The organism is Mesorhizobium sp. WSM3860, assembly GCF_002294995.1.
GTDB lineage: Bacteria > Pseudomonadota > Alphaproteobacteria > Rhizobiales > Rhizobiaceae > Mesorhizobium.
In genome coordinates this window covers 23,079-49,516 of record NZ_NSGF01000021.1, presented here as the reverse complement: position 1 = coordinate 49,516, position 26,438 = coordinate 23,079, and the positions used below count along the sequence as shown (strand labels likewise).

21 protein-coding genes are annotated in these 26,438 nt (G+C 57.8%); 10 read left to right on the top strand and 11 right to left on the bottom strand.

What is annotated here, in order from left to right; genetic code table 11:
• Positions 1–237: 237 nt before the first annotated feature.
• Entirely contained in the window at positions 238–1,800 is a 1,563-nt protein-coding gene (locus CK220_RS25905) for an anti-phage dCTP deaminase (RefSeq protein ID WP_095814241.1), read from the bottom strand.
• A gap of 99 nt (positions 1,801–1,899) precedes the next feature.
• Here CK220_RS25905 and CK220_RS32090 point away from each other — a divergent pair, with 99 nt between their 5' ends.
• Positions 1,900–2,073, top strand: a complete 174-nt coding sequence (locus CK220_RS32090) for a hypothetical protein (protein ID WP_176479208.1) — start codon at positions 1,900–1,902, stop codon at positions 2,071–2,073.
• Positions 2,074–2,335: 262 nt separating this feature from the next.
• Here CK220_RS32090 and CK220_RS25900 read toward each other — a convergent pair whose 3' ends face one another.
• The 8 genes from CK220_RS25900 to CK220_RS25865 form a co-directional block, all read right to left on the bottom strand.
• Positions 2,336–3,178 (bottom strand): BtpA/SgcQ family protein, encoded by an 843-nt coding sequence (locus CK220_RS25900; protein WP_095814240.1) that lies wholly within the window; start codon positions 3,176–3,178, stop codon positions 2,336–2,338.
• On the bottom strand, positions 3,175–4,083 hold the full coding sequence (locus CK220_RS25895; protein WP_095814239.1) for a PfkB family carbohydrate kinase: 909 nt from the start codon (positions 4,081–4,083) through the stop codon (positions 3,175–3,177). The genes CK220_RS25900 and CK220_RS25895 overlap by 4 nt, the downstream gene beginning before the upstream one ends.
• A 3-nt stretch (positions 4,084–4,086) precedes the next feature.
• On the bottom strand, positions 4,087–4,857 hold the full coding sequence (locus tag CK220_RS25890) for a glutamine amidotransferase (RefSeq protein ID WP_095814238.1): 771 nt from the start codon (positions 4,855–4,857) through the stop codon (positions 4,087–4,089).
• Positions 4,858–4,916: 59 nt separating this feature from the next.
• Positions 4,917–6,008, bottom strand: coding sequence for a phosphotriesterase (locus tag CK220_RS25885; protein ID WP_095814237.1), 1,092 nt, complete (start codon positions 6,006–6,008; stop codon positions 4,917–4,919).
• A 4-nt stretch (positions 6,009–6,012) separates the two neighbouring features.
• Entirely contained in the window at positions 6,013–6,954 is a 942-nt protein-coding gene (locus CK220_RS25880) for an ABC transporter permease (protein ID WP_176479218.1), read from the bottom strand.
• Between the two features lie 59 nt (positions 6,955–7,013).
• Positions 7,014–7,811: an ATP-binding cassette domain-containing protein gene (locus CK220_RS25875; RefSeq protein WP_095814235.1), complete on the bottom strand. Its 798-nt coding sequence runs from the start codon at positions 7,809–7,811 to the stop codon at positions 7,014–7,016.
• Between the two features lie 74 nt (positions 7,812–7,885).
• Positions 7,886–8,824: a substrate-binding domain-containing protein gene (locus CK220_RS25870; RefSeq protein ID WP_095814234.1), complete on the bottom strand. Its 939-nt coding sequence runs from the start codon at positions 8,822–8,824 to the stop codon at positions 7,886–7,888.
• Positions 8,825–8,946: 122 nt separating this feature from the next.
• Positions 8,947–9,558: a cupin domain-containing protein gene (locus CK220_RS25865; protein WP_095814284.1), complete on the bottom strand. Its 612-nt coding sequence runs from the start codon at positions 9,556–9,558 to the stop codon at positions 8,947–8,949.
• A gap of 359 nt (positions 9,559–9,917) precedes the next feature.
• On the opposite strand from CK220_RS25865, the gene CK220_RS25860 reads away from it, so the two are divergent.
• The 3 genes from CK220_RS25860 (at position 9,918) to CK220_RS25850 (ending at position 14,211) form a co-directional block, all read left to right on the top strand.
• Complete coding sequence (locus CK220_RS25860) at positions 9,918–10,421, top strand: NAD(P)H-dependent oxidoreductase (RefSeq protein ID WP_280952757.1); 504 nt, start codon at positions 9,918–9,920, stop codon at positions 10,419–10,421.
• Between the two features lie 294 nt (positions 10,422–10,715).
• Complete coding sequence (locus CK220_RS25855; RefSeq protein ID WP_095814233.1) at positions 10,716–13,097, top strand: S8 family serine peptidase; 2,382 nt, start codon at positions 10,716–10,718, stop codon at positions 13,095–13,097.
• Positions 13,098–13,104: 7 nt separating this feature from the next.
• On the top strand, positions 13,105–14,211 hold the full coding sequence (locus CK220_RS25850) for an MBL fold metallo-hydrolase (protein WP_095814232.1): 1,107 nt from the start codon (positions 13,105–13,107) through the stop codon (positions 14,209–14,211).
• Between the two features lie 32 nt (positions 14,212–14,243).
• Here CK220_RS25850 and CK220_RS25845 read toward each other — a convergent pair whose 3' ends face one another.
• Together CK220_RS25845 and CK220_RS25840 are read right to left on the bottom strand one after the other, a co-directional pair.
• On the bottom strand, positions 14,244–16,070 hold the full coding sequence (locus CK220_RS25845; protein WP_095814231.1) for a CHAT domain-containing protein: 1,827 nt from the start codon (positions 16,068–16,070) through the stop codon (positions 14,244–14,246).
• Between the two features lie 17 nt (positions 16,071–16,087).
• Entirely contained in the window at positions 16,088–19,006 is a 2,919-nt protein-coding gene (locus CK220_RS25840) for a PAS domain-containing protein (protein ID WP_176479207.1), read from the bottom strand.
• Between the two features lie 685 nt (positions 19,007–19,691).
• Here CK220_RS25840 and CK220_RS25835 point away from each other — a divergent pair.
• The 6 genes from CK220_RS25835 (at position 19,692) to CK220_RS25810 (ending at position 26,389) form a co-directional block, all read left to right on the top strand.
• Positions 19,692–20,216, top strand: a complete 525-nt coding sequence (locus tag CK220_RS25835; RefSeq protein WP_095814229.1) for a hypothetical protein — start codon at positions 19,692–19,694, stop codon at positions 20,214–20,216.
• 69 nt (positions 20,217–20,285) lie between these two features.
• Positions 20,286–22,187 (top strand): serine protease, encoded by a 1,902-nt coding sequence (locus tag CK220_RS25830; protein ID WP_245429403.1) that lies wholly within the window; start codon positions 20,286–20,288, stop codon positions 22,185–22,187.
• A complete protein-coding gene (locus CK220_RS25825; RefSeq protein ID WP_095814228.1) occupies positions 22,169–23,503 on the top strand; it encodes a metallohydrolase in 1,335 nt (444 codons plus the stop codon). The genes CK220_RS25830 and CK220_RS25825 overlap by 19 nt, the downstream gene beginning before the upstream one ends.
• Complete coding sequence (locus CK220_RS25820) at positions 23,500–24,474, top strand: hypothetical protein (protein WP_095814227.1); 975 nt, start codon at positions 23,500–23,502, stop codon at positions 24,472–24,474. Before CK220_RS25825 ends, CK220_RS25820 begins: the two co-directional genes overlap by 4 nt.
• 12 nt (positions 24,475–24,486) lie before the next feature.
• Positions 24,487–25,179: a peptide-binding protein gene (locus tag CK220_RS25815; protein WP_095814226.1), complete on the top strand. Its 693-nt coding sequence runs from the start codon at positions 24,487–24,489 to the stop codon at positions 25,177–25,179.
• 109 nt (positions 25,180–25,288) lie between these two features.
• A complete protein-coding gene (locus CK220_RS25810; RefSeq protein WP_095814225.1) occupies positions 25,289–26,389 on the top strand; it encodes a patatin-like phospholipase family protein in 1,101 nt (366 codons plus the stop codon).
• Positions 26,390–26,438: the final 49 nt, after the last annotated feature.

Genomic DNA, 26,438 nt, shown 5'->3' with positions numbered 1-26,438 from the left:
GGGGTAAATTGGGTGAGTGGTGGTGACAGAGCCTGTGGATGATGTTTCGAGCGATCAAACAGCTCGTGCTACGAGATCTGTGCAACAAGGTGCAACTTGCTCATAGATCGGAAAGGATCTCCACTTGCCGGAGCCCGAGCAGAAAATCTGATTTCGGCTTAACGTCTGGCCCAAGTTCGCCTGCCAGAGGCGGCCCCTCCAGGCCTTCGGCAATCGATTGAGATCGAGCTGGCCCGGTTAACTGCCATCACCTTTTTCGGGCGGTAACTCCTTTTCGTCGTAGGAGCCAGTGAGGACGAGCAGCTCGCCTGCTTCACTATCAAGGTAAGCGCCTAAGCCAGGATCGAGCATTGGCGCGGGCGCTCCGCCGAGCCAACTCGAGGCGCTTCCGTCAGGGTTCTTGCGCCTGCCTTTCTGGAATATGTCGCGATAGCGGAATGGCGAGATGCCTATGAAGGGGACGAAGCCGACTCTGTCGGCGCTCTCGCTCTCTAGCGAGACCTCATGGCCGTGGAGTTCCTGGACGCGGCTCTTCGGATAAGGTTCGATATAAACGACCCTCCTAATGCCAGACGCGAGGATATGTTTCGTGCAGTTGTGGCAGGGGAAGGTTGTGCAGAACAGTGTGCCACCCTTGACACTCCGGCCAAGGCGGGCAGCATCACAGATTGCGCACATCTCCGCATGCACGATCCGCCCGTATTCCGTCAAATCCATGATTGCTGCATCAGCCAAAGGCCCTTTGGTGACGCCCTGCTTGTCCTTCTTTTTTGCCGTTAGCGTAGCGACAATTGAGTCCACCGGACCCAGAGAGGTGCAGGTCTCGGATAACATCCCAGCCTCGTGCAGTCGCTCGACCAGGTCTTTGAGAATTTGCTTTTTAAGAGCCTCGTTTGGGTCATACCCAAGCTTCACGTCCCTGAAGTCTGGCTGTTCTTGATCCCAGTAGGTCCCGCCAAACGCCTTTGGCACCTCATTGCATCCCTGCGTTATTATCTCGCCGGCATCCGAGAAAATAGCTGCACCTACCTGGCGCGAGAGATCTGCCGAGCGCAATGAAGCCGACTTCGCGGCATACATGCCGTATTCGTCCTTCGTGGGGGTGACATCGGTTTTCCCGAAGAAGCCCTTGATGAAGCGATCTATGGTGCGGTCCATATCCTGCCGAGTGTTCCCGTCGACGAAAACGTCGGCAAGGTGATACGTGTCGCGAATATGCTGGCCGTTGACGTCATCCTCGTCGGCGTCACGCTCGAGGATCTTGTTGGTCTGAAACTTCACGTCGGCAGGAGTAGAACGTGTTGAGATCGACCTCTGTATGCGCTCGAACACTCGATTGAAGCGCTCGTCGACAGCTGTGTAGGCCGACACGAGCACAAATTGCTTTCCGTAGAGACGCCGAAGGCGCTCGACCTCGTTGGGACGTTTGAGTTGACGAACGATATAGGCCGTAGGGGTGTCCGGTATCTTGTTGATCGAACCGGAGATCGCTCTTCGGTTGCGTTGGATAGCGTCGATAGCGATAAGAGCCATCGTTGCCGGATTACCATACTTCCGGCACAGAGCCGTGGCGTAATCCATCTTGGCGGCTATCTGCTCGTGGTATGCGGACGACGCTGACAGGGTTATGTCAGCTGTGTAAGCCTGCATCTCGTCTGTTAACTTGATGCTAACCGCATGGTAGCCTACTGCTCTCAAGGATTGGGTGAGGCTGTCGCTAAGCCCATCCAGGTCGACACCAAGCGGTCCGGCCAGTCCGAACACGAGTTCGGGATGTTCTATAAGTGGTGAGTTTGACATCCTAGGGAACCTAAATGGAGTCCGCTGATTTCACTAGCCTCGGTGAATCACTGAGAACTATGGTGATGGTCAGCGATTCGCAAACTCTGGGAGAGGAGCATGAACCAGCCCATGACCCTACGTGAAGAGCAAGAGTCAGCAATCCGTGAAGCCGCAAAGAAGCTTGCCGAGCGGTTCAATCAGGCATTCAATTTCGACCAGAAGAAGTTCGAGGATTTTATCTCGAAGGGTGATCGCCCCCCAAGGCAGCAGCTGACGTCTAAAAACCTGTAGCTCGTCATCGCAGCAAATCGACCAGGCCACCGTTTGAGCTTGGGCGTTCGCCGTCATTCTGGTCGCGCCCTGATTGATCGGGGTAGAACCAAGACGCCTGCTTTTTATCCCCAATTCTAGGTCGTTTGGCTGCGCGTCACAACGTTACAGAATGTATAGTAAGTTGTTGATTTTATTGAAATAAGTTAGAGTTCAATCCCCCTTCATCTGGCGGCGGTTTCTTCCCCATGCACAACCAATAGGCGGTTGGATTTCCGCTCGGTCATCGCCTCAGCCCGGTCATAAATGCCTTCACCCGGGCGGCGTCGACCTGGTTCCACCACACGCCCTCATGCTTCAGCGCGCTGGCAATGATGACGCCATCAACGATGCCAAGGATATCGTTGGCGTTGTCGAGCGTCACACCGCTGCCGACCAGGGTCGGGAGGCCGGCGGCGTCCTTGATCATGCGGATGTAACTCAGATCCGCAGCGTGCCCGGTGCGCTGACCCGTCGCGATGATAGCGTCGGCGTCGAAGAAGACCAGATCCTTGACCAATTCCTCCACCGGGCGGTCGGCAACGATGGCGTGCGCGCCATGCTTGACATGAGCATCGGCGAAAATGCGGATACCGCTGGCGCGCAGCCGGGCGCGATAGCGTGCTGCTCGGCCCGACTCGCCCTCGACAAAGCCCTCATTGGCGACATAGGCATTGGCCCATTGATTGATGCGGACGAAGCCCGCGCCAGCGGCACTGGCGATCGCCAGCGCCGGGATCGCGGCATTGGCCAGCACATTGATGCCGATCGGCTTGCCGAGTTCGCGGCGAATACGGTCGGAGACGACAGCCATATAGGCCGCCGTCTCCGGTCCGATATCGTCAGGTTTGGCAAAGGGAATGTCGCCATGGTTCTCGACGATCACGCCGTCGCATCCGCCATCGAGATAGGCGCGCGCATCGTCGAGTCCTCGCTGATAGATGGCCTCTATAGCCTCGCCATCATAGCGTGGTGCGCCAGGAAGCGGCGCAAGGTGAACGACGCCGATCACCACTTTGCTGCGGCCGAAAAGCTGAACGAGTGCATCGCCGCCTGATTGCCTGATCGGACGTGGGGGCTGGGTCATGAGAACTCCGTTTGATCGACGAGCACCGCCATTTCAGACGTGGTAGGGCAGGATAACAATGTGCCCGGCCGTGTCACCGAGATTGCTGCGGCCGCGAGCGCGAACTTCAGCGCTGAGGTAACCGGCATCCCCTTTGCGAGCCCGCCGGCCAGACAGCCGCAGAACACATCGCCGGCACCACTGGTATCGAGCGCCTCGACTTCTGGGGCCGGCAAAGGAAGTGTTCCTGGCTGGAACCGGCCAAGCACAAGACATCCCTTGGCGCCGAGCGTGATCACGATTGTCCCGGCCCCTTTGGCGGCGAGCGCGCCGGCCGCTTCCGCCATGTCCATCTGACCGGTCAGTGCTTTCGCCTCGGATTGATTAACCACCAAAATGTCTGCCAGACTGATGTCAGGCAGAGCCGCCTCATCGATAGGGCTGGCGTTTAAAATGGTGCGCGCGCCAATTTCCCGAGACGCTCTCAGGCAGGTATTTGTCGCCGCGCTTCGCAGGTTTCCCTGGCAGACAAGGATGTCGCCCGGCGAAATGCGGCGCGCAAGTGCGGTTTGCGCGCTCGGATCGAATGCTTCGCTGCAGGCGGCGCCGCTGACGATGAAGTTCTCGCCGCCAGCATCGATGACGATGGTCGAGCGGTCGCTCGGCAGGTCGAATTCGCTCACCTGCACGTCTGGCAGCTCTATGTCGAGCCGGCTCCTGATCCATGCACCAACCGGGTCCTTGCCGAGCGCCGTCCATAGCGTCACCGCCGCGCCTGTGCGCGCTGCCGCAACCGCCTGGTTTGCACCCTTGCCGCCGAGGCCATCGGCATAGGCGGTGGCGTTCAACGTCTCGCCGGCGGTAGGGAAGCGGCCGAGGCGAAACGTGGTGTCGACACAGGCGTTGCCCACGACGTGGACGTGCATCGCTCAGTTCCCGCCAGTTGCCCAGCCAAGCATCTGTTCGAACAGGGTCTTGTAGCCTTCCCAGGCAATGAACTCCGGTGGCAGCCAATGCGGCCCGACATCGGACGTCCAGGCCACGGTGCGGCCCTTGCCGTAGTGGCCGGTGACGAGCAGCGGCAGTGATCCATATTCCGACGACACGGTGGCCAGAACTTCCGCCCCGTCTTTCAGCGTCACCTCGTTGAAGCCGAGGAGCATCGGCCAGTTCGCACCGAGACCTCTCAGGATAGGATGGCTCGACGGACCGTTCACCACAGGCGCAAAGCCCTCCGGGACCTCGATGCGGTCGTCGACCGCGAGGCAGTTCACCGGCAGCACTTCCTCGACCGGCGTCTTGCGGTAGCGCGCGCCGCCGTTGATGCCCTGGAAGCTGTAGTAGCCGCCGAACATCAAAAGTCCGCCGCCGGCGCTCACATAGTCGCGAAGCAGACGCAAGCGGTTCGGCGTTCTCTTCGAGTGAACCCAGGTATCGGGATGCAGCAGCAGCGTGTTGGCGCCGATGTCGGAGAGCACCACCGCGTCATATGCGGAGAGGGCTTCGATCGTTTGCGGAAAGGTGCGCTGCGCCTCGTGCGCCGGCATGAAGGTGACGTCGAAGTCGGTCGCCTTCAGCGCCGTCAGCAATTCGTCGGCGCCGGTATGGTAGGTAACCGTCGGAAACTGGTCGAAGCCCTTGATATGGGTCGCCGTAGAGACCCAGGACTCACCGGCCAGCAGGATCTTTTTCTTGGACAATTGAACTCCGTGGTAGGTCTTGGCTGCCGTAAAGCTGGGCCGCCGTAAGTCTGGGGCCGTTAATTCTGCCGCGCGAATACGGCCTTGGGATTGGCGATCAGCATGCGGTCGATCGCTGGCTGGTCGACGCCATGCCGTTTCAGACGCGGTATGAAATGCTTCAGGATATAGCCGTAGCCGAAGCCGCCGAAGCGGGTCAGCATGATCTTGAGGAACACATCCTGGGAAAGCAGCAGGCGGTCGCCGAAGCCCGCTTCGACAAGTGCCGCGATCGCTCGCGCATTCTCTTCATCGGAAGGCGATTGCGCGTCCTGATCGGCATAATAATAGTCCATGCCGATCATGTCGTATTCGAGGAAGGCGCCGCGCCGTGCGAGGCTTGTCTGGTAATCCAGATCATTGTGACTGGGATTCATGTGGCAGAGCACGGTGTGGCGAAGATCGGCGCCCTCGGCCTCCACGACATCGAGCACCTCATGCGCCAGGCGCTCCCAACCCGGCAGATGGATCGACAGCGGCACGCCCGCGATGCGCGAGGCTCGGGCGGAAGCTCTCAGCGACTTTCGTTCCTCGGGAGTGAAGTCCTTGCTGACGCCGATCTCGCCGATCAGGCCGGCCAGGATCGGCGGCTGCGTCTTGCCGCCGCCGACATCGTTGACGATGAACTCGGTCACCGCGTCGACGTCCATCGCCTTCAGCCATTCGGGATGGGTGTGCTCGAGATAGAAGCCGGTGCCCATGACGATCTTCAGGCCGGACATGCGGCTGATGCGGGCAAGCTTTTCCGGCTCTCGGCCGATACCGATATTGGTCGGGTCGACGACGGTGTGACCGCCCAGCGCGCGATAGCGTTGCAGCTCCGACAGTGCGAGGTCACTGTCGTCGAGCGAAACGTTGTCGCGGTTCACGTAAGGGTTCATGCGCAGTTCGCCGATGATCTCGATGTTCACCGGCTGCTCGGCAAGCGCCATGTCGTCCGGATGACAAGGACATTTCCAGATGCGCGCGCCGTCGAGCAAGATGTGCTCGTGCATCAGGGTAATCCCCATCTCGTCGACAGGAATAGGGCCGAGCACGGTCATCACATGGCCGGTCTCGACCCCGATCTCCAGCCGTTGCTTGGGCGGCGCGTTATCGAAGAGACTGTTCATGAGCTCAACGGCTTCGCACTGCGCCGCGGAACAGGCGGAAGTTCAGCCAGATGGCGATCAGGATGATCGTTCCGGTCACGATCGGCGTCAGGAAAGGCGACAGGTGTGCCAGGATCAGGCCGTTGCCGATGACGGCCACGGTTAGTGCGCCGAGCACCGTGCCGATGATCGTTCCGCGGCCGCCGAAGAGACTGGTGCCGCCAAGCACGACGGCCGCGATCACTTCAAGCTCGAAGCCTTGCCCGGCATTCGAGGACCCGGATCCGAGCCGCGCAGCAATGATGATCCCCGCAAGCGCCGCCGCGGTGGCGGAAATCACATATACGAAAAGCGTCATCAGCCGCGTGTTCACGCCGGCACGTCTCACCGCTTCGGCGTTGGCGCCGATGCCGGTCACATAGCGGCCGAATGGCGTCTCGTTGAAGGCCAGATAGGCGATCGCAAGGATCGCCAGCGCGATCAGCGCCGGCACCGGCACGCCAAGGAACCAGGCGCGGCCTATGATCGTGAAAGAGCTTCCCGGCTCGACGGGGATGGAGTAGCCGCCGGTGATGAGCAGCGCCACGCCCCGGATCACCGAAAGCCCGGCAAGCGTGACGATGAAGGCAGGGATGCCTTCATAGGCCACGAAATACCCCTGCACCGCGCCAAGCAGGGCACCCAGCGCGAGCATGGCGAGGATAACCGCCGGCCACGGCAAGCCGAACTGCAGAAGTGTCGCCGACAGCGTTGCCACCAGCGCCAGCACGGAGCCGACTGAAAGATCGATGCCGCCGGTGGTGATGACGAAGGTCATCGCCGCGGCGACGATCAGCAGCGGTGCCGATTGTCGCAGGATGTTCAACAGATTGGGCGATGTCAGGAAGGCGTTGGTCGCTACCGAGAAAATGATGCAGACGACAAGAAAGAACAGCGCAATCGACACGACACTGCCATTGGCGAGCATCGCTTCTCGCCATGTGGCGTCGCGCACCCTTCGGGACTGAGCGGAGTGGGTCGCTTCGCTCATCTCGGTGCTCCGTCGCGGTGTCGACTGGCAGCGGAACGAGCATTGAACTTGCGGCCGACGATCAGATTGACCACGTCCTCGATATTGGTTTCGCCGATCAGCCGCTCGGCGACGTTGCGTCCTTCATACATGACCTGGATGCGATCGCAGACCAGGAACAGATCCTGGAGGCGGTGGGTGATCAGAATGACGCTGACGCCGCGCGCGCTCACCGTGCGGATCAAATCGAGCACGGCCTCGACCTCGGCGACGGCAAGCGCTGCCGTCGGCTCATCCATAATCAGCACCGATGGTTCGAAAGAGGCGGCGCGGCCGATCGCGATCGACTGTCGCTGCCCGCCGGACAGATTTTCGACCTTGAGCCGTGTGTCGGCGATAACGATGCCGAGGCGGTCGAGCATCTGGCGCGTTTGCTCGTGCATGCGCTTCTTGTCGAGAAAGGAGATGCCGGCGATGTGCCGGCGCGGCTCGCGGCCGAGAAAGAGATTGCCGGCGACGTCGATCGTGTCGCAGAGCGACAGGTCCTGATAGACCATCTCGACGCGTGCCGCACGCGAGTCCGCCGGCGAGTTGAAGGTCACCGGCATTCCGTCGATCTCGATCGTGCCGGCGTCGGGGATAACCGCCCCCGACAGCACCTTGCTCAACGTTGATTTTCCCGCGCCATTGTCGCCGACCAGGCCCAGGACCTCGCCCGGCTTCAGCGTCAGGGACACGTCGTCGAGCGTCTGGATGGCGTTGTAGCGCTTTGAGATGCCGCTCATCCGCACCCGATAGGTATCGCCACTGCTCATCTTGGATCCACGGAACTGGCAAAGAGACCGCGGCGTTGCCTCAAGCGCCGCCACGGCTCGATCTTCGGTGCAGCTTACTTGAACATCGCGCGGTATTGGTCGACGTTCTTCTTGGTCACGATCGTCACCGGAATGTTGATGATCGGGTCGACCTTTTCGCCCTTCTTGAGCTTGGACAGCGCTTCGACCGCGGCCTTGCCTTCGCCGGCCGGATCCTGCTGGACGACCGCCACCACCCAACCATCGTCGATGCCTTGAACCGCCTGCTTGGTCAGGTCCCAGCCGAACACCTTGACGTCGCCGGTGCGGCCCTGGCTGGTCACGGCGGAAACGGCACCCAGCAACGCCGGCTCGCCGGTCGCATAGAGCGTCGTCATGTCCGGGTTGGCGGTCATCAAATTCTCCGAAGCGCTTAACGCGGTCTCCTGAACGTTCTGACCGTCGACCGTGTCGAGGAAAGTGATCGCCTCGCCGCTATCGGTGACGGCCTTCTTGAAGCCGTCGAGCCGCTGGTTCTGGATGAAAGAATTGAGCGCGCCGATGATGCCGATCTTGGCTTTCCCGCCCATCTCGGTCTTCACATAATCGGCGTAGAATTTGCCGATATCCTCGCCGGCTTTGGTGTTGTCGACACCGATGAACGACACGTTGTCGCCGTTAGGGATCTGCGCGTCGATAGCGACCACGGGAATGCCAGCCGCTTTGGCGGCGGTGATTGCTGGCTTGACGCCGTTCACGTCAATGGCGACCAGAATGATGCCATCGACCTTCTGCGTGATGTAGGTCTCAATCGCATCATTTTGCGCGCTCGGGACGTTGTTGGCATTGAAGATGACCAGCTTGGCGCCGGCGGCATCGGCTGCCTTCTGAGCGCCCTCGTTGATCTGGTTGAAGAACAGGGCCTGCTGGTTAATGTTGACGAGAGCGAACGTGTCGGCGAGAGCTGATCCCACGGCTGTCGAGCCAATGGCAATGACGGCCGCGCAACCGACGAGAAGTTTGAACAGACGCATTTGCGATTCCCCTTGCTTGCGGGCCAAACCTCATTTGGTTGGTCCCATTGGTGCTACAGGCACGAGGCAACAATTCAAGACACTTGAATATTTGTCAATGAGTTTGAACGGCCGAAACGCGATCAGAAGGTCGCCGGCGTGTTGACCCAGAAAATGCTCGCGCGCTCCTTGCCGACGTTGCGGTAGTGATGCGGCAACTCCGACCTGAACACGAACGCGTCGCCAGCAGCGAGGTCATGGTTCTTCCCATCGACGATCAGCTCGATCCGGCCCGCGAGCACATAGCCGACTTCCTCGCCGACGTGCTGGATCGGACCTTCGCTCTCGCCGTCTGGCTCGATGTGATGGATATTGCACTGCAGCAGGTGACCGGACGAATACGGAATGACGCGTTCCAGTGAGATGCCATCGCCGCGCCTCAACGCGTCAAGCGTGATCAACGGCCGCGCACCAGCTCGAAAGACGATCGCCTCGTCATCGTCGACCTCTTCGAACATCCAGCCAATATTGGTATCCAGAACCTCGACCAGGCGGTGAAGCATGGGCAGCGATGGCGAAGCCTTGCCGTTCTCGATCTTGGACAAGAGGCTTTCAGAGCAGTTCGCAGCAGTGGCCAGCGTCTTTAGCGTCATGCCACGCGTTTGGCGGGCGAGGCGCAACCGCGTTCCAAGCCGCGCCGCATTTACGGTGCCGCCCATTTCGGGTTCTGGTCGTCGCCGATCGATCTTGTTCATCCGTTCGCCGAGCATTCAACATCAAGGGAGGACTGCCGCGCGAGCAAAAGACAGCGGCGGCCGATTTGCAAGTGGGGTCCCTCAATTTCGATAAATGGCTCAACGCTGATGACGTCTATTCCAACACGCGTTCCTGATTGCGCAAGGAAAAGGCGCCTTTGAAAATGTCGATGGATGAATTTGAGGCCGTTTCGATCCTTCTCGTGCGATGGCCTGCGCTTCTGTCTACTCCCACATGGGCGTCGCTACAGATCATGGAGCAGAACGGCCATTTTTCTCTCCGAAGCCAAAAAATGAAACATAGTTCGTTATCTCTATAGAAATGTCAAATATCGTCTGCCCAGCTTAGAAATGGCCTGTTGTGCATACAGGAACCGAGAGTTGGACGGCGAGGCACGATATCGGTTCTAGGAATATCAGGCGGCGTAAGCACGCCATCCCGCACCACAGCGATGGTGAACGCGCTGGTCAAGGCGGTCGCGTTTCGGGTGCCGGCCGACACCGGTCTGATCGAAATCACCGAAGCGGCGCCGTCGCTTTTCGCTGGGCTATCCCGCGGCGCACTTGGCGGTTCCGGCGAAGCAATCATCCAGCGTGTCGAGAAGGCCGACCTGCTCGTGGTCGGAACGCCCGTTTATCGGGCTTCCTACACTGGCGCCCTCAAACACCTGTTCGATCTCGTCGATTGTCGTGCGCTGACGGGCAAGACCGTGCTGCTCGCGGCGACCGGTGGCAGCCCAGGCATTCAAATTGAGGCCCGATCTAGATGGGCCGGGCAGGTCTTTGGCGTCCAGCCGAAACCATGGGGAATAGGGGCGACTTCCCGGTCATTTTTTCGGCCGTCACAATGTTACAAGCTATGACGTAAGTATTTGATTTTATTTGAACTATCCAGAGTTCAATCCTCTTTCGGCACTGATCGCTGTCGTGAGATAACTGCATGGCACGCGAGCGCCTACCCCAAGCAACCTCGCTACCGTGTAGCGATCGCAAAACATATTCTCTAGCAATAGCAACACCATTTGACGTCGCCGGGAGGTCATTGCGCCCGACTGAAGTCATATTGCAAGTTGGGTGCCGCTCCTATTTGTGATATAGCATTTAAGCCCAGCCAGATATACGGCGCTCGCAGATCGAATTCCGCGGAAGGATGTTTGATGGCCAAGTATCGGGTAAAAGCGTTTTTTATGCACGAGAGGGAACGGGATGTCGCCCGCGCTGCTGAAACGGTAGGGACGATTACGGAAGCGGAATGGACCGAGGGTTACGTCATAGGCGTGATCGATTCGAAGGACATAAGTCGGCTCGCCAGCGGTGGCCTCGTAGTAAAGCCAGTCGAGATAATTGAATCGCGGTCGGACGCCGTCTCGCCGCCGATCGCCGAGGCGACACGGGGCGGCGAGTCGCATGGTGGCGCTCCCCGCAAACCCGCGACGATACGGGGCGGCCGCTCTTTGGCCATCACGATCGCTGACAAGGGCTCGGACGAGAAGATCATATCGGAGGATGTCCTTCGCCCACAGTTCTATATCATTCGGCTAAACGGTCCGCTGACAGAGAGCCGGCGAGGCGAGCTGAAAAGGATCCGGCTGATTGAGCGGTTGAGCAGCAACAAGTATACGTGTCACCTCAAGCCAGAGGAAGTGCGCGTCTGTGCGGCATTGTCGTTTGTCGACAGCATCCAGCTTTACTCAGAGGCGGACACGCTGCACGTCGCTGACGCCAGGCGACGTAGGGAGCCACCCTCGGCAGAGCGCACGTTTCGCGGCCTGGAAACGGAGTCGACAGCTCCGCGATTCACGTTGCCGCATGCGGTCCGGGTGCATCGCGCCGAAGACTTGCCAGCGGTAGAGCGATGGTTGACGAAGCGAGGTCGCAAACCGATAGTTACCCACCCGGACGCTTTGCGCGTGTCACTGAGGCAGGATAGCGTCGACCTGATCGAGCTTGCCAGTCGGCCAGAGGTAGCGGTTGTCGAAGAGCTGCAACCGCCGCGACTGCTTGACCGGATGGCGCGCGAGATCCTAGGGATCGAACGGTCCGGCGAGCCGAAGCACAGGTTCGAGGGGGAGGGGCAGATCATCGGCGTGGCCGACACAGGCATCGACGATTCCCATCCCGATTTTAAAGGTCGCATAATTGGAATCAGCGCCTTGGGTCGACCCGGCGACCATAGCGACCCCGAAGGGCATGGAACTCACGTCGCAGGGTGCGCGCTCGGCGACGGGATTAAGTCGAACGGCGATGTATGCGGCGCCGCGCCGAAGGCGAAGCTCTTCTTCCAATCGGTTCTCGACCCCAATGGCGGCCTTGGCGGGCTTCCAAACAACCTCAAATCGCTTTTCTTTGAGGCATATGAGATGGGCGTCCGCATTCACAACAACAGCTGGGGCGCATTCGCCTACGCGCGATACTCTGAGATGTCGATGGATGTCGACCGTTTCGTGGCGGCCCACCCCGACATGCTCATCGTTATTGCGGCGGGAAACGATGGGATTGCGGTGCCTCGCGAGCCGGGAGCCAAGACCAGTGCATCCTCTGGGTTTGTTGACTGGCCTTCTGTCGCTGCACCAGCGACGGCGAAGAACGGGCTTACGGTTGGAGCGAGCCGCAACAGCCGCACCATCGGCGGCTATGCGAAGCTCACTTGGGGCGAAGCCTGGCACGAGAATTATCCAAAACGTCCTATCGCTAGCCAGAAGGTCTCCGGCGATCCAGAGTGCATCGCTGCTTTCAGCAGCCGCGGGCCTTCTGACGACCTGAGGATCAAGCCCGACATCGTCGCCCCCGGGACCGATATTGCGGCGGCAAAATCGAGCCAGGCGGCACTCTACAAGTTCTGGGGCGCCTACCCCAACAACCCGCTCTACGCTTTCATGGGAGGCACCAGCATGGCTGCGCCTTATGTCGCGGGATGCGCTGCGCTGGTAAGGGAGTGCTTTCAGAAAGAGGGCAAGTGGAACGAGCCGAGCGCAGCTCTTCTGAAGGCTACGCTGATCAACGGAACAAGACGGATGACAGGTGTCTGTGCTGTCGCTCCTCTGCCAGGGGAACCGAATTTCCACCAGGGTTTCGGCAGGATTGATATGGCGGCGAGTATTCCCGGCGCTGCTGCTCCCGGGTTGGCGCTCGCCTTCGTCGATTCTTGGAAGAAACCGGCCCAAATATTCGGACGAACCGGACAAAAATTTCGCTACGAGATCACGGTGGGCGACAGGTTGCCATTGCGGATATGCCTCGCTTGGACGGACCCTGCGGCGCGCAGTCTGCAAAATAGCCTGCTGTTGATCGCTGATAATGAAGCCGGTGAAAAGTTTGTAGGCAACGGCAACGCCGCAGCCGTGCTTAATATCTCGGGAATGAAGGACGATCCGAACAACAATGTTCAGATCGTGCGTATCGACAAGCCAAAGCCCGGCCGTCACACTATCGTTGTTTTGGCAGATACCCTGCGGGACCCACCACAAACTTTTGCGCTGGTAGTAACCGGCGATCTAGAATCGCGCCCTTCGCCCATTTCCGAGCTCACCCAGCTCTGAGGTCAGCATGTTCAAGCTGCACGTCGTTCAAGCACAATACGGGGACAGCCTGATTCTTGAGTTCGGCACTCGGACACGGCCGCGCTATTTACTCGTCGACGGCGGTCCGCCGGGCAATTTCGCTGCCGATCTCGATCCAGCTCTCGACGGCATCATCGGAATTGGCGGCAAGATCGACCGCATCGTGCTCAGCCACATCGACAATGACCATATTATCGGCCTGCTCGAACTCTTCGCCGCCATGGAGGATGATGCTGTCAGCGGCCGCCCGCCGCGTGTGCGAGTGGGCGGCCTGTGGCACAACTCCTTTTCGAAAACCATCGACCCGACCGGTATGATCGCACAGACCCTACAGTCGCTAATGGCGACCGCAGGCGCAATGAACGTTGCCATGCCGTTGTCAGCCAATGCGTTTTACGGAGTGAAGGAGGGACATCGGCTGCGGCTGATGGCACAAAAGCTGGCCATCGCTGCAAACAAGGGTTTCAAGGACGACCTCATCTTAGTGGATACCGCAGGCCAGGCCATCAAGCTGGGCCCCCTTAAGGTCACGATAGCCGGCCCGACCAATGGCAATCTCGAGGCGCTACGCGCCGAATGGTTGAAATGGCTCGAGGAGACATCCGAGAGGGTCGCGGTGAACCCAAAGGTTGCCGCGATGGCGGATAAGAGCGTGCCCAATCTCAGCAGCATTGTGATCGTTGCCGAGTGTGACGGCAAGACGCTACTTTTGACCGGCGACGCGCGTGGTGACCACATCTGCGAGGGACTGAAGACCGCGAAGCTCACCGATGACGGTCGACTTCACGTCAACGTTCTCAAGGTGCAGCATCATGGAAGCGACCGAAACACTACACGGGATTTCTTCCGAGCCGTCACCGCCGACATCTATGTGATCTCGGCGAATGGTAGGTATGGCAACCCGGACTTCTCGACGCTGGAGTGGATCGTGGAAAGCGCGCGCGATGCGCGTCGCCCGATCACGCTCGTGGTGACCAATGAAACTGAGACCACTGAGAGGCTGCGTCGGAAGCTGAAGCCTTCTACCTTCGGCTATTCATTGGAGATCCTGCAGTGCGGCCAGCACAGCTTCGAGATAGCGTTGAGCCCATAGAGGCTCTTCGTGTGCAGGAGTGCGCGGCCCCCCTACACCAAAGGCATGTTGGGGTCAGCCGAGGGCTCGTCGACGGCTGCGCGCATGCCTCGGGCCGCCGCATCGTGGCGGCGCGTGCGAGCCGGCGGGCGAAGAACCCCCTCGACCTGCATCCAATTCTCCGGTTGAGTGACGAGCACGGGCGAGGCCCATATGGAATCGGCGCTTTCGTAGTCCCCCTTTAGCTGCGACCGTGCCTGGCGAAAGGAGTGGCACACCTTAAAATCCGATGACAACAGCGACTTGTAGAAGGCACTTGCGAAGTCGACCGCCTTGGAGTCGTCAAGATTCCATTCGAACCCTATGGTCATGGGGACCTTATTGCTGGCAAGTTCGATGGCGGCTTTCGGAGCGCTGCTTCTGCAGCAGCTCAGATACACGAGTTGCACGCTTGTCCCCGCCAGCCAACCTGCAACCTTGGCAATCGGCACGGCGCGCGGGTTAGGCGAGCCGGAGAAAACGAGATAGCCCCTTTGGTCCCCCCTTGCGTCCGAAGCGAAGATCGCGTGGCCGGCAAAGTGCACGACATCGTAGCGGCGCGGATGCTTTTTGAGCTCCTGCTCTAGCGCGTCGGCGAGCGACCAAGTGTCGGCATCTGCCACTGATGGCAAAATCTTGACGTCGACCCCCGAGCTTTCGGGTGCGTCGCCAACCTTGCTTTGCCGCCTGCCCCTGGTGCGGAGCATTTTCAGCATCCGCATCTCGACTTCAACATGGTCAAGAGGTGGGAGCGGGCGACCAAATTTGTTCCAATAGCGGGTCCAGGTATCATCCTGCGGTCCGACCGGCGTTGAATTGGAGGACACTTTGGATCCCACTCCCAAAATGCTCAGGTTGCCGATGTCGCCTTCAGAGGACAGCTGAATGTTATCGTAGCGTCGTGCCCTGCGCGTTACGCTATTTGTGAGCATCAGGAAACCGTCACTGCGTCTCGTGCGTATTGATTCCCAAAGGCCATCGAACACGGCAGGCTCGAGATTGAACCGCAAGCGAATATTCGATCCGACGGCTCCCTCCGCGAGGAGATAGTATTCGGAAAACTTTGTCCGCCAAAGCATGTCGTGGACTCTTTCACCCAGTGAAGCATAATGGGCATACCAACGCTTGCGGAAAGCTTGCAGTCGAACATTGGAAACGTTCTTTCTGAATCGACGGGAATCCTCCAGAAATTTCGCGACTTCGTCCTTGTCAAGGTAGAGCGGAGCTATTGGGCGATCTTCTTGTGGACGTTGGCGATCGTTGATTTGAAGTCGCACCATGGAATGATTCACGTCTTCCAGCAGGTCGACTTCAATCAGCGCATACGGCGGCGGCAATTCCAGTCGAACTTCGGGTAGTGCTGCGTTCGATGCTGTGCTCGTCTCGTCGATGGAAAGCGCACTTGTCGGTTGCGCGCTCACCACGCCGAGGCTGCGGGCAAGCCGCACGGACAGGCTGATGTATTCCGTTCCAGAGTCGACCAGAAGCATTTCGGATCGCTTCATGCGCTGGACATCCAACAAATGCTCGCCATGGCTTGTAACCAGAATCGACGCCGGCGGGATTTCTTCTTCCTGTATTTGCTTCAGTAGATCGAGGCCAGATTGTGCGCCGCCGTTGAGCCTCGGCTGATTCGATGCGAGATCGGCTTCGATGATAATCAGCTCCTTCTCCGGCTCGGCAATCTGCCCATGCAGTTCCTTGACACCTTCAAGTGATCTAGCGTTGAGGATACGGACGCGGTCGGCCGAACTCATGAGCTCTTTGATCTTTTCCGCACAGTCAACAAGCTGAATCAATTGATCCGTGTCACCTGTTGCTACAATGATCGTCCATGTCATTGCGAGAATCCTTCTGCTCAGGCCGATGGGAGCCGGATCAACAGCTCTTCGCGACCTTGCAGCCGACGGCGTCGTGTAAATGCGCCTTTATAGTCACCGGCGATCCGGCTTATTGCATCGTCGCCGAGAGCAATATCCGTTCGGGTCGCCTCGACTAGAGTAGCAAGTTCACCGTTTGCGTCGATCTGCCGGACTGGCCCCGACATGGAAACTTGGACCGAGTTGCCGACATCACTAACGTTGATTGCTATCAGGCTTTCTCCACAGTGCGCCCGAAGGAGATAGGCCAGCATGGATTCAAGTGCGAAGGCTAAACGGTATTCGTCGGCTGAAACCCAGCGTTCTCGCTTGGACGCGGAGTGCTTGATGACTTGACGGCTCAAATCTGGAAGTTGGCCAATGAGGTAACGGAGGATGCGGTTGACCTCGGCTTTCCCGGATTTCACGGGCGCCTTGTTGCCATAAGAGGCCATCACTCGATCGTAAGTCAGCTCGATGCGTCCAAGTTGGCGGACCGTGTTCCTCGCCAGGTCAGCCAAACCATTGTCAGTGGCTTTTTGCTCAAGTTGCTGGACGAAACTTGATACCAAAGAGAGTGGCACGCGAACTTGGCTGGTCGCCTCTGCAAGCGCGGCCTTTAGTCGTTCGAGGTCGGTCTCCCATTGCAGCTTCGTCACATCCTGCAGACGCAAGACGATGTGATCGAATTCTTCCGGAAGGGTAAAAATGGACATCAAAACCGTTGTCTTCTTCCGACGAGACCCAACAATAATGGTCAATGTTGGAGCTGATCTCCTCTCCTTGAATGCGGCACGGCCTTCTTCATCAAGCAAGAATTCCGAGAGGGCACGGCCTTCCAACGACTTACATTCGAACATTTGCGATGCTTTTTCGTTGCAACGCAGGATGTTACCCTCGATGCTTGCGACAACTACGGCCTCCGGGAAAGCACTGATCAATTGTTGACGCACCAAGTCCTGAAAGAGGCACTCGATTGCAGGCTCGATCTGTTCGATTATCTTGTTAATCGCCGTATAGTCAGTGTCAGCGAAGGCATGCGCCCTGTCATCAGCAATACTGAGCATCCACAGAGTGCGCTTCCGCGCCCGGATCGGCATGCAGAGCTCTGACTTCGTTGCGTCGGTCACGCCTAAGGCTTTCCGCGCGGTCAGAAACGCGCTGGCTTCTTCACTTCCATCGTTCGGATCCTGCAGTATGGCCCCATCTTTGCGCTGATAGGCGAGACCTTTCAGACCCTTGTCGAGAGGCAGCTTGTAATCAGATGGGCTGATGCGGCGTCGCAGCCCGCGGCTCGCTTCCGCTAGCGGCTCGAACTGCTGGCGAATAGCGTTGACTCGGAAGATCGAGACAGTTTGAAAATTGTAATGCTCGGCAATTCCGGTGACTATAGCCTGCGCAAGCTCGGTGTGAGATTTGGACGCCCAAAGCTTTTTCAAGAAACTGGAATAAAAACGCTCCTCCGTTCGCTCTCGCTCCCTAAAAATGGCTTGAAGAGCCTGGTCCAGGCCGAGAAGGTGGAGCGTCTTTTGGGTCGCTGCGTTATATTTGCCGATCTGATTTGATTGGAGTGAGAGCGCGCCCAATACCCGGCCTCCGGAGAGAACTGGGACGGTAATGAGTGCCTTAACGCCTACCGCGATCGCGTCCTGGACATCGCGATTTGTTTGTAGGAGGGATTTGCCGGGTTCGGAAGACAATAGGAAATTCTCGTAGTCAGCTATCCACGACTTGGGCATTTCAACCCAATTGCGATATTCAATCGGGATCGGGAACCAACGAGAATGGTAAGCAGGGCGGCCTCCTACCGGATACCGGCAGAAAGAGTGCGAGTAGTCCCGATTTGGCGTGAATGCCACGAGATCGGCCCAGTCAAATTCAACGAAGCGACGGACAATTTCGACGAGGCCATCGAAGAGCTTCTGCACGTCGGTCTCAGTGGCGAGAAGTCTAGCGATATCCTCATGCGCGCGCTCGTAGTCGATCGGCTGGAGCGAAATAAGTGAACCGGAGAAGGCCCCAGTCGAGTCGAACAGTGGCGTGCTGGTTAATCTCAGCTTCACCTCCTTGCCGCTCTTCTCTGTTCTGAACAAAGCCTCATACACACCGCCGCGACCCTGGCGGCGCACGGCGGTTTGGTGCTTGACCGTCCGTCTGCTTTTCGCATCCGTGATGAATGTTCGGGCATCGCGGCCAATTGCTTCAGCCTCGGAGATCTCAAGCAATTTAAGTGCCGCCGCGTTGGCGTGTATAATCCGTTGCCTAACGTCGAGTTTGACCATGCCCGTCGGCGCGGCGTCCAGCGCCTTCCGATCGGCATTGAAGAGGTCTGTCATGTCAACGAGCAGAGCGTAGCCGCTATTGCGGCCAGCGGTCTCGATCCTGCCAAATTCGGCCAGCACCGGATACTTTCGCTCGCCGTTGAACGTCAGTTGGAAAAGTTGGCGCGGCGAATTTCCGATCGCGGTGCGAACGGACTCTGCCATTTCGCCGAAGTAGCTCGCCAAGGGCTTCCCAATACAGTTTGGGTCGAATTTGTGCATCGCCGCGTTGGCGGTAACGATGAGGCCCTCTCGATCGATCTCACAGAATGCGTGAGCAGTTTTGTCCATGAAACTCTCGTGCGCCGCCGAAGTGCGGACCACGCACTCGCTGACAGTGCGGTCAAGCCTCTTCCAGCGGTCGATCACTTGGTTCCACGGCCCTTTGACGGCAACGATGCTTTGTTTCAGGCCGGCAGCATCGCGAAAAAGCTCTACGAACGTGTATCCGGGACCCCTCAATTTCGAAATCAGCTCCTCGACGGCCCCCTCTTGGCTCTTGTCGCTAATTATTCTCCTAAGGAGCTCTGCTTCTGGACTGTCGGATTTGGTTGCGACGCTTCCGCCAGAATCAATAGATACCTGTCGCTTCGTCATTCCAGCCTCTTTAAATGCCGTATGCGGTAAGGCATTTCGCTTCATTTGCATGCCTGAAAATGGACGCCGATGCAGCCAAGCTGTTGCGACTGCAAAGCATGAATAATGAAACAATTCAGGGATAAGTCACAGAGAACGCCACCCGAGCATCTTTTCCAGTGAATTTGCGAAAGTAGTGTGCCGCGTTCCCGATTCGTTGGCAACTAGGACGAAGAATGAGCACAGCGTAAATTTTTGGCCCCTCCGGTCAATCGACAATACAACCCTGCTCGTCTGAAAGGGTTCGAGTAACGGAATATCGGCGACAACGCCAGTCTCGTGCCGAAGCGCGCAAGGCCAGCTTGTTGAAGCTGTCGGAATCCGATTGACGGATTGCGTAGGGCGAACTGCTTGTCGAATGGTAGTGAGCCGACGTTTCAACTGTTCAAGCCACGGCAACCAACCGGCACCGCCCGTGGTGTCGGCTCGAAGGTCTGCGGGACCAATCGTCAAAACTCAATATCCGAAGTGCCGGCGGTTGGAAGTTGAATTGCGAAGTATCCTTATCGTTATTTGCATGGACGGAGAGACGACATGGTTCCCGACAAACAGCCAAGACACCATCCAAAATTTCAAAATAAGGGATTAAGCACTCGCGTTTGTTAAACTGTCGTGTAATATAGACCTCAAAAGGGGGGCGTGGTCAGTGGCGAAAAAATGGGAATTGCGTATTACCCGTGCTGGGGAGCAGACGCGAAATAGTCGGCGAAGAACCACGGGAAAGTATCAAGTCTTTCATGACGGCGTCAGCGCAGGTGCTCTCTCTGGGGCAACTGCAGAGACGAAGGGGCCCGGCGACAACAAGACCGCCGGCAATAATCGTTGTGTAGAGGCCGGCACCTATAACCTGTTCACTCAGGCGGGCGATAAATATGTAACGATCGGCTATACGTCGAACGTGAATCCTGCTGCGCTTAAGAGACCGGGTCTGCTACTGCTTCCGACCGGCAAACGGGTAGGAATTCTATTTCATCCAGGCCGCGGGTTCCTTTCGTCCATTGGTTGCATCAATCCGGCAACGGATCTTGCAAACGTAAGCGATGACATCGCCTTCATCGATAGCCGCAACCGCGTCATCGCAATCATCGATGACCTGAAATCATTCCTTGGCGCGTCTTTTCCGGCGAACAATGGCGTCAGAATACCGAATGCGACGGTCGTGATTCAGTAGCCGACTTTCAAAGCCTACTATCGTGACGCGTATCTCGGGGGAGTGATCGTAAAGGGGGAGGCGCACGGCATGGGAAATGCGAGGAGCAAGACGGCGAAGGCGAAAGCGAGCAAGTCGCCTAAACTGGATCCTGTGCTCTCCCGCGCCACGATGACGAACCTCTATTCGTCGCGGCACTACCTATCGCTCGACGCTCAGAAGGAGACAGGCCTACGTATGCCGGTCCAGGTCTATTTCAAGGATCCGCGCGTTGCCGAACTCTACAAAGATATCGGCATTGACACCGACTTCAACACTCCTTGGGAGCCCGGCCTCCGCGATGGTCCGACTAGCGCTCGGTTCGTGGTCGTCGATTATGATTCGACCAGCAACACCCTGGCGCCCAGCGCGGTTTGGGACAGCAGCAATAACCGCTATATAGCGCCAAACGGCACGCCTCTCGACGGGAAAGCGATCGCGCTTCCGCAATTTCATCAGCTGAGCGTCTGGGCCATCGTTCAGAATACGCTGGATTTCTTCGAGAGTGGTTTTGGGCTGGGTCGCAGGATTAGCTGGGCTTTCGAAGGCAATCGGCTCATCATCCTCCCTCATGCCGGTTATGGCGAGAATGCCTACTATGACCGCGCGAGTAAATCGCTTCAGTTCTATTGGTTCGGGGAGGGAAAGGAACGCATTTACACATGCCTTTCTAGTGACATCGTCAATCACGAGTTTGGCCACGCCATTCTCGATGGATTGCGACCTTACTTTTACGAGTCGATTGGTGCCGAGGCTGCGGGCTTTCATGAATTTCTAGGCGATCTCACCGCGATCCTAATGGCATTCCGCAACAATTCCTTCCGCAGACACGTCCTTGAGGAAAGCAAGGGCAACCTTGATGCTGCAACTTTGCTGGCTGGGCTTGCCCAGCAATTTGGAGAAGCGGTCTCGGACGCGCCCTATCTGCGAAGTGCACTCAGTTCCGAAACGATGAAATCAATGGCTGGGAACCTTGAACCTCACGCGCTGTCCGAGGTCCTGACTGGAGCAATGTTCGACATTCTCAAGGGAGTGTTTGCCAAGCAGCGAGAGGCGGAATTGGAGCGGTTCCAGGCAGGCAGCATCAAGCAACCGAGCGACCGAGCAGCGCTTGCTCATACCGTTCCAAGAATGCAATCGCTGGCAATTCAACCGCTTGATCTTTTGCCTCCCTGCTCCGTGACCTTCCGGGACTATGCCCTTGCGGTCCTTCGGGCCGAACAGGTGGCCAATCCGACCGACCCCAAAGGATATCGATCTATGATGATCGATAAGTTCATTGGGCGCGGCATTCTTGCGGAGGAGGAACGCGAAGCGCTGCTTGCACCTACACCGGTATTTAAGCGGCCTCAGCTCGACGTATTTCACTCAGTCGATGCGATCGCCGCTTCGCGCGGGGGCGCCTACCGTTTCCTTGATGACAACCGCGCAAAACTTCTTATCCCCCTCAATGCCGATATCTTAGTTACAGACGTCGTTCGCGCCAGTAAGCGGACTCCTGATCTCCGATCAATGCCTGACCAGATCGTCGTGCAATATATCTGGCGTGAGGAGTTGCGTCTCGAAGGCGAGCGATTTGGCCGTTTCAACGGAGAGCGCACCACAATGCTTTGCGGCGCCACGATGGTCCTCGACCAAAACGGCAACCGAATTCACTGGGCCCGCAAGCCCGGGACCGTGAGTGTCGGCAAAGGTGCAGAGGCGCTTGCCGAACAGGCGAATGGTGCGAAGCGGAGGGAAGAACTCCTCGGCACAATTGCGGCCAGAATCAAGTCGGGAATGATCGGAGAATTGATCGCGGGCGAGCTTGGCATGCTTGCGCGCGCTTCGCCGCCATTTGGAGCTCGCAACGTGGACGGCATCATCCGCTTCGAGCTTGCTCCGCATTTTTCGATCAGTGAGCATGCCGAAAGCCATAACACCGGAGATCGGCAATGGCAGATAAGCTTCTGATCCGGCTCTTCGACGTCGGCTTAGGTGACTGCATATATTGCTGCGTCCCGAAAGCACATATCGACGGTCGTGACTTCCACATCCTGATTGATTGCGGCACGTTGAGCAGCACCGATCTTCTCGCGACTGCCGTGGGCAAACTCAGGCCCTTACTGCCGTTGATCGATGGCAAACGCCGGATCGACCTCCTGGTAGTTACCCATGAGCACAAAGATCATATGACTGGTTTTGGTCTGAAGCTCTGGGATGACTTTTCGTTCGGTGCCATTTGGATGAACGCCGCGATGGACCTGAACCATCCGGAGGCCGAGAAGGCCAAGAAGCTCCACGCTTTTGCTGCAGGCGCGATGGCGCAGGCGGTCCGGCTTAATCTAGCGCTCGGGCCTGGGTTACAGGAATTGGCTAGCGCGGTGGCTCTCAACAAGGACGCAATGACGACGCTCAGGGAGACGCTTCCCAATAGGAGTAAAATCAAACCGATCTACGTTCACGCCGATTCGACTAAGGCAGATCTGAAACTGCCGCTAAATGGCGCGAGCATTAGTGTGCTTGGACCAGAGAGAGATATCGACTTCTTTTATCTGGGCGACCCCGGGGACCCGTCGCTGCGAAGCGCGTTGCGTTTTGTTGAAGCCGGGTTGCCATCGGTGACCGCTGCGGTGCCTGCTGCTTCTGATATCGTGATACCAAAAAACATAGATCCCGCCGACTTCCGCCAGTTGCGATCGCGCATGCTATCGACGGCGCTCGCTTTTGCTGACCTCGACGGCAAAGTTTGCAACAACACAAGCGTCGTCCTGTTGCTGGAGTGGGGTGGCAAGCGACTGCTCTTCGTCGGCGACGCCGAATGGGACCAAGGGTTCAAGAAAGGTAAGGGAAACTGTGCCTGGAACGTGATGTGGAATCTCCGCAAGCAACAGCTCGACGGTCCCCTTGCTTTCCTCAAGATTGGCCATCATGGCAGTGTGAATGCCACCCCTTGGCAGATGCCAGGCGCGAGCAAAGGCGAGCCACTTGCAATTCTGGATTCGATCCTTCCAGTAGATTCAAAAGCCATGGCCAAAGCAGTCGTTTCGACGCGCCGAGGAAATTATGAAACGATTCCCCGCTCGGACCTTCTTGTTGAGATCGGGAGGCGCGTCTCCAATACCAAAAACTATCAAATTGCCCTGAGGGGGGCAGGTATTCCGACTTCGAATGTGCCGAAATTCGCCGAGTTCGAGAGCGAGTCGTTCGCCAAACCACAACCGCTACGCACCGACCTCGAGCGCTTGCTCGGGTCCAAGGGCTTTGTTGATGTGGAGATCGATCGATGACGGCAGATGACAAGACGAAGCCTCGGTTCCAATCAAAACATCGCAACGGCAACACCTTCATTCCGTTTGAACTTGCGCCGCAAATCTACGGGCCGATGACTTTTGCCGAGCTCGTGTCCGATATCTTCGAACGGCTCGGAGAGTTTACAAGGAAGCGCCGTGACTATTATGACGCGAAGCGTGCGACCAGCACTAGATGGGTCTTCGGTTCGCGGATCTTTCTTGCCGTTGCCGGTGCGCTGGCTTTCCTTCTGACCGCGGCCGCGGCCGCGCTTCAGCTTGATCCAGGCTTTGCGCCGTGGAGCCGCATCGCGCTGATTCTTGCCCTCGTGATATACGCCGTGATGGGGGCGATTGCCTTCTATGAGCGCGCGACGGACAGGGCGAGCGCGTATTTCCGTTATGTTATCGCAATTCTTTCGATGCGTGATCTCTGGACCAAGTTAGAGTTCGAGATGCTTAAAGAACTCGAGAAGGTTCGGAAGGCGACTGATGTCCAGGCCGCTGAGGCCGCGGCCCGTGACCAAATCTTCGCCCTCGCCGAGGCCTATTGCAACGATCTTGACAAAATCACCACGGCAGAGGCGACGGAGTGGAACAAAGAATTCCAGACATCGGGCGGCGAACTCGACGAGGCGGCGAAAAAAGGCATCGAGGACGTGACCAAGCGGATCGAGGACCATGTCAAAACCGCTCAAGCAGCAGCTGCCGAAGCAAAGGCAGCCGTGGACGCGTTGCGTCCGGGGCAAATCAACCTCACCATCAAAGGTAATTTTGACGGTGAGGTCACTGTGCTACTCGACGGCGCCGAGGCCGCACGCAGCGTGGGCAAGACCATCGCGCTCGACAATGTTCGCGTCGGCACCCACAGAATAGCGACCCGAGCACTTGCCGCAGGCAAGCAGCTTGAATCGGCTAGAATGGTGGATGTGAAAGCGGGAATTCAGTCGGTCGAACTTAGCCTTGATTGATCGGGGGAGCAGATGACGACGGCTATTCAAGATGCAATGATCTGGATGAACGACACGTTTGGCGCGAAGATTGACGCGAAGCTGAGGAACACTCCAATTCCGAAGTCATTGGTCATTTCAATCGGAATCCAGGAGACGTTCTACATATGGGCAAAGATATACAAGGTGGGGACGCCGGAGGACGTTCTAGCGGTATGCGTCGGTGATACCTTGGATTTCCCGAAGCGAAGCAGCGCCTGGCCAAAGAATAGAACCGAGCTCGAGGCTGCGCCCAAGGGTAAGCCAATGTTCAACGTGGCGAGGACAGCGCTGGAGCGGATCGCCAAGATCAACACGGGCTTCAAGACAGTGGTCAAAAACCCCGACAAGTTCTGCCACGGCTTTGGAATGTTTCAGCACGACATTCAGTTTTTCAAAGATGATCCGGACTATTTCCTTGATCGCCGATGGGCCACCTGGGATGGGACCCTCGAAAAGGGCGCGGTCGAGCTTCAGAACGCCGTAAAAGGTCTATACGGTGCCGACAAAGGAGCGTTGTCGCACAACGAGGCTGTATTCGTGGGGATAGCCTATAACCGCGGCGTCAAAGGCACGAAGAAGGACATGGCGAGCAAAGGGTTCAAACAGGGCTACAAAGACGACAAAGGCATCTACTACGGCGAGCATATCGACGCCAACCTAACGGCCGCAAAGGGTCTGTTTTGACTGCTAGGGAATTTTGACGACACACAGCCCATTCTATCAGAATGGTTTAATGTAAAGTCCACGCTAGGTTACCGGTGCAAACCGTGCCGAAACCCAACAAGACCGAAAAATGTCTCAGTCCATAGATCACAACACGCCGGCGCTCGCGCTGTCCGGTGGGGGTTTCCGGGCGACGTTGTTTCATTGCGGTGCATTGATGCGCCTCAACGAGCTAAGTTATCTTACTAAGGTCAGTCGAATTTCCAGCGTTTCTGGAGGTTCGATCGCAAGCGGCATGCTGGCCGCGGCATGGCCACGCCTTAACGTCGCCAACGGCGTCATCACCAACCTGCAGAAGGAGGTGGTTGATCCCTTGCGGGCCTTCTGCCGCCGCTCAGTCGATAGCGCGGCAGTCGGCTGGGGGGCCGCGCTCCCAGGCAAAACGGTCGCTGACGTGCTGGCCGACACCTATGACGATCTTTACAGAGGTATCACGCTTCAGCATTTGCCAGACAGCCCACAATTCGTCTTCAACGCAACGAACCTGCAGACCGGCCGGCTGGTGCGCATGCAAAAGCTGCGTCTGGCAGAATACTCGATCGGCCAAATTCCAAATCCCGACATCAGGCTGGCGGTGGCTGTTGCTGCGTCGAGCGCATTTCCGCCGGTGCTTTCGCCAGTCGTCATCAAGGTTGATCCAACGAAGTGGGTGAATATCAAAGGGACAAGCCACTATGGCGATGCGAAATACACGCGCGAACTCTCAATGACCGACGGCGGTGCTTACGACAATCTCGGGCTCGAGACGGTCGATGATTTCAACCCGGTTATCGTCAGCGATGCCGGCGCACCATTCGGCGTCGAGGATGTGAGCAGCGCGTTCTGGCCTCAACAGGCGCTTCGCGCTCTGGATATCGCCACAGACCAAGCGCGTGCTCTGCGCAAAAGGCTGCTCTTCGCGACCTCAAGTGCCGCGAAGCGCGTCACAGCATTTTGCGGCATCGACGTCGATATCACCGATTTCACGGCGCAGCAGCGCCTGACAGTGAACACGGCCACCGTCGCAGCACTTGCTCGAATGCGCACCCGGCTCAACCCGTTTTCGGAAGAGGAGCAAGGCAGATTGATCAACTGGGGCTGGCTAATGATGGACGCGGCTATGCGCAGCCGTATCACTCAAGACGAGCCGGCGCCGAAAGCCTGGCCACTGCCGAATTTCCCGTTGAGCTGAGGAAGACTGTTTTTGTTGCCCCAAGTTTCGCATCAAAACGCTGGTGTTC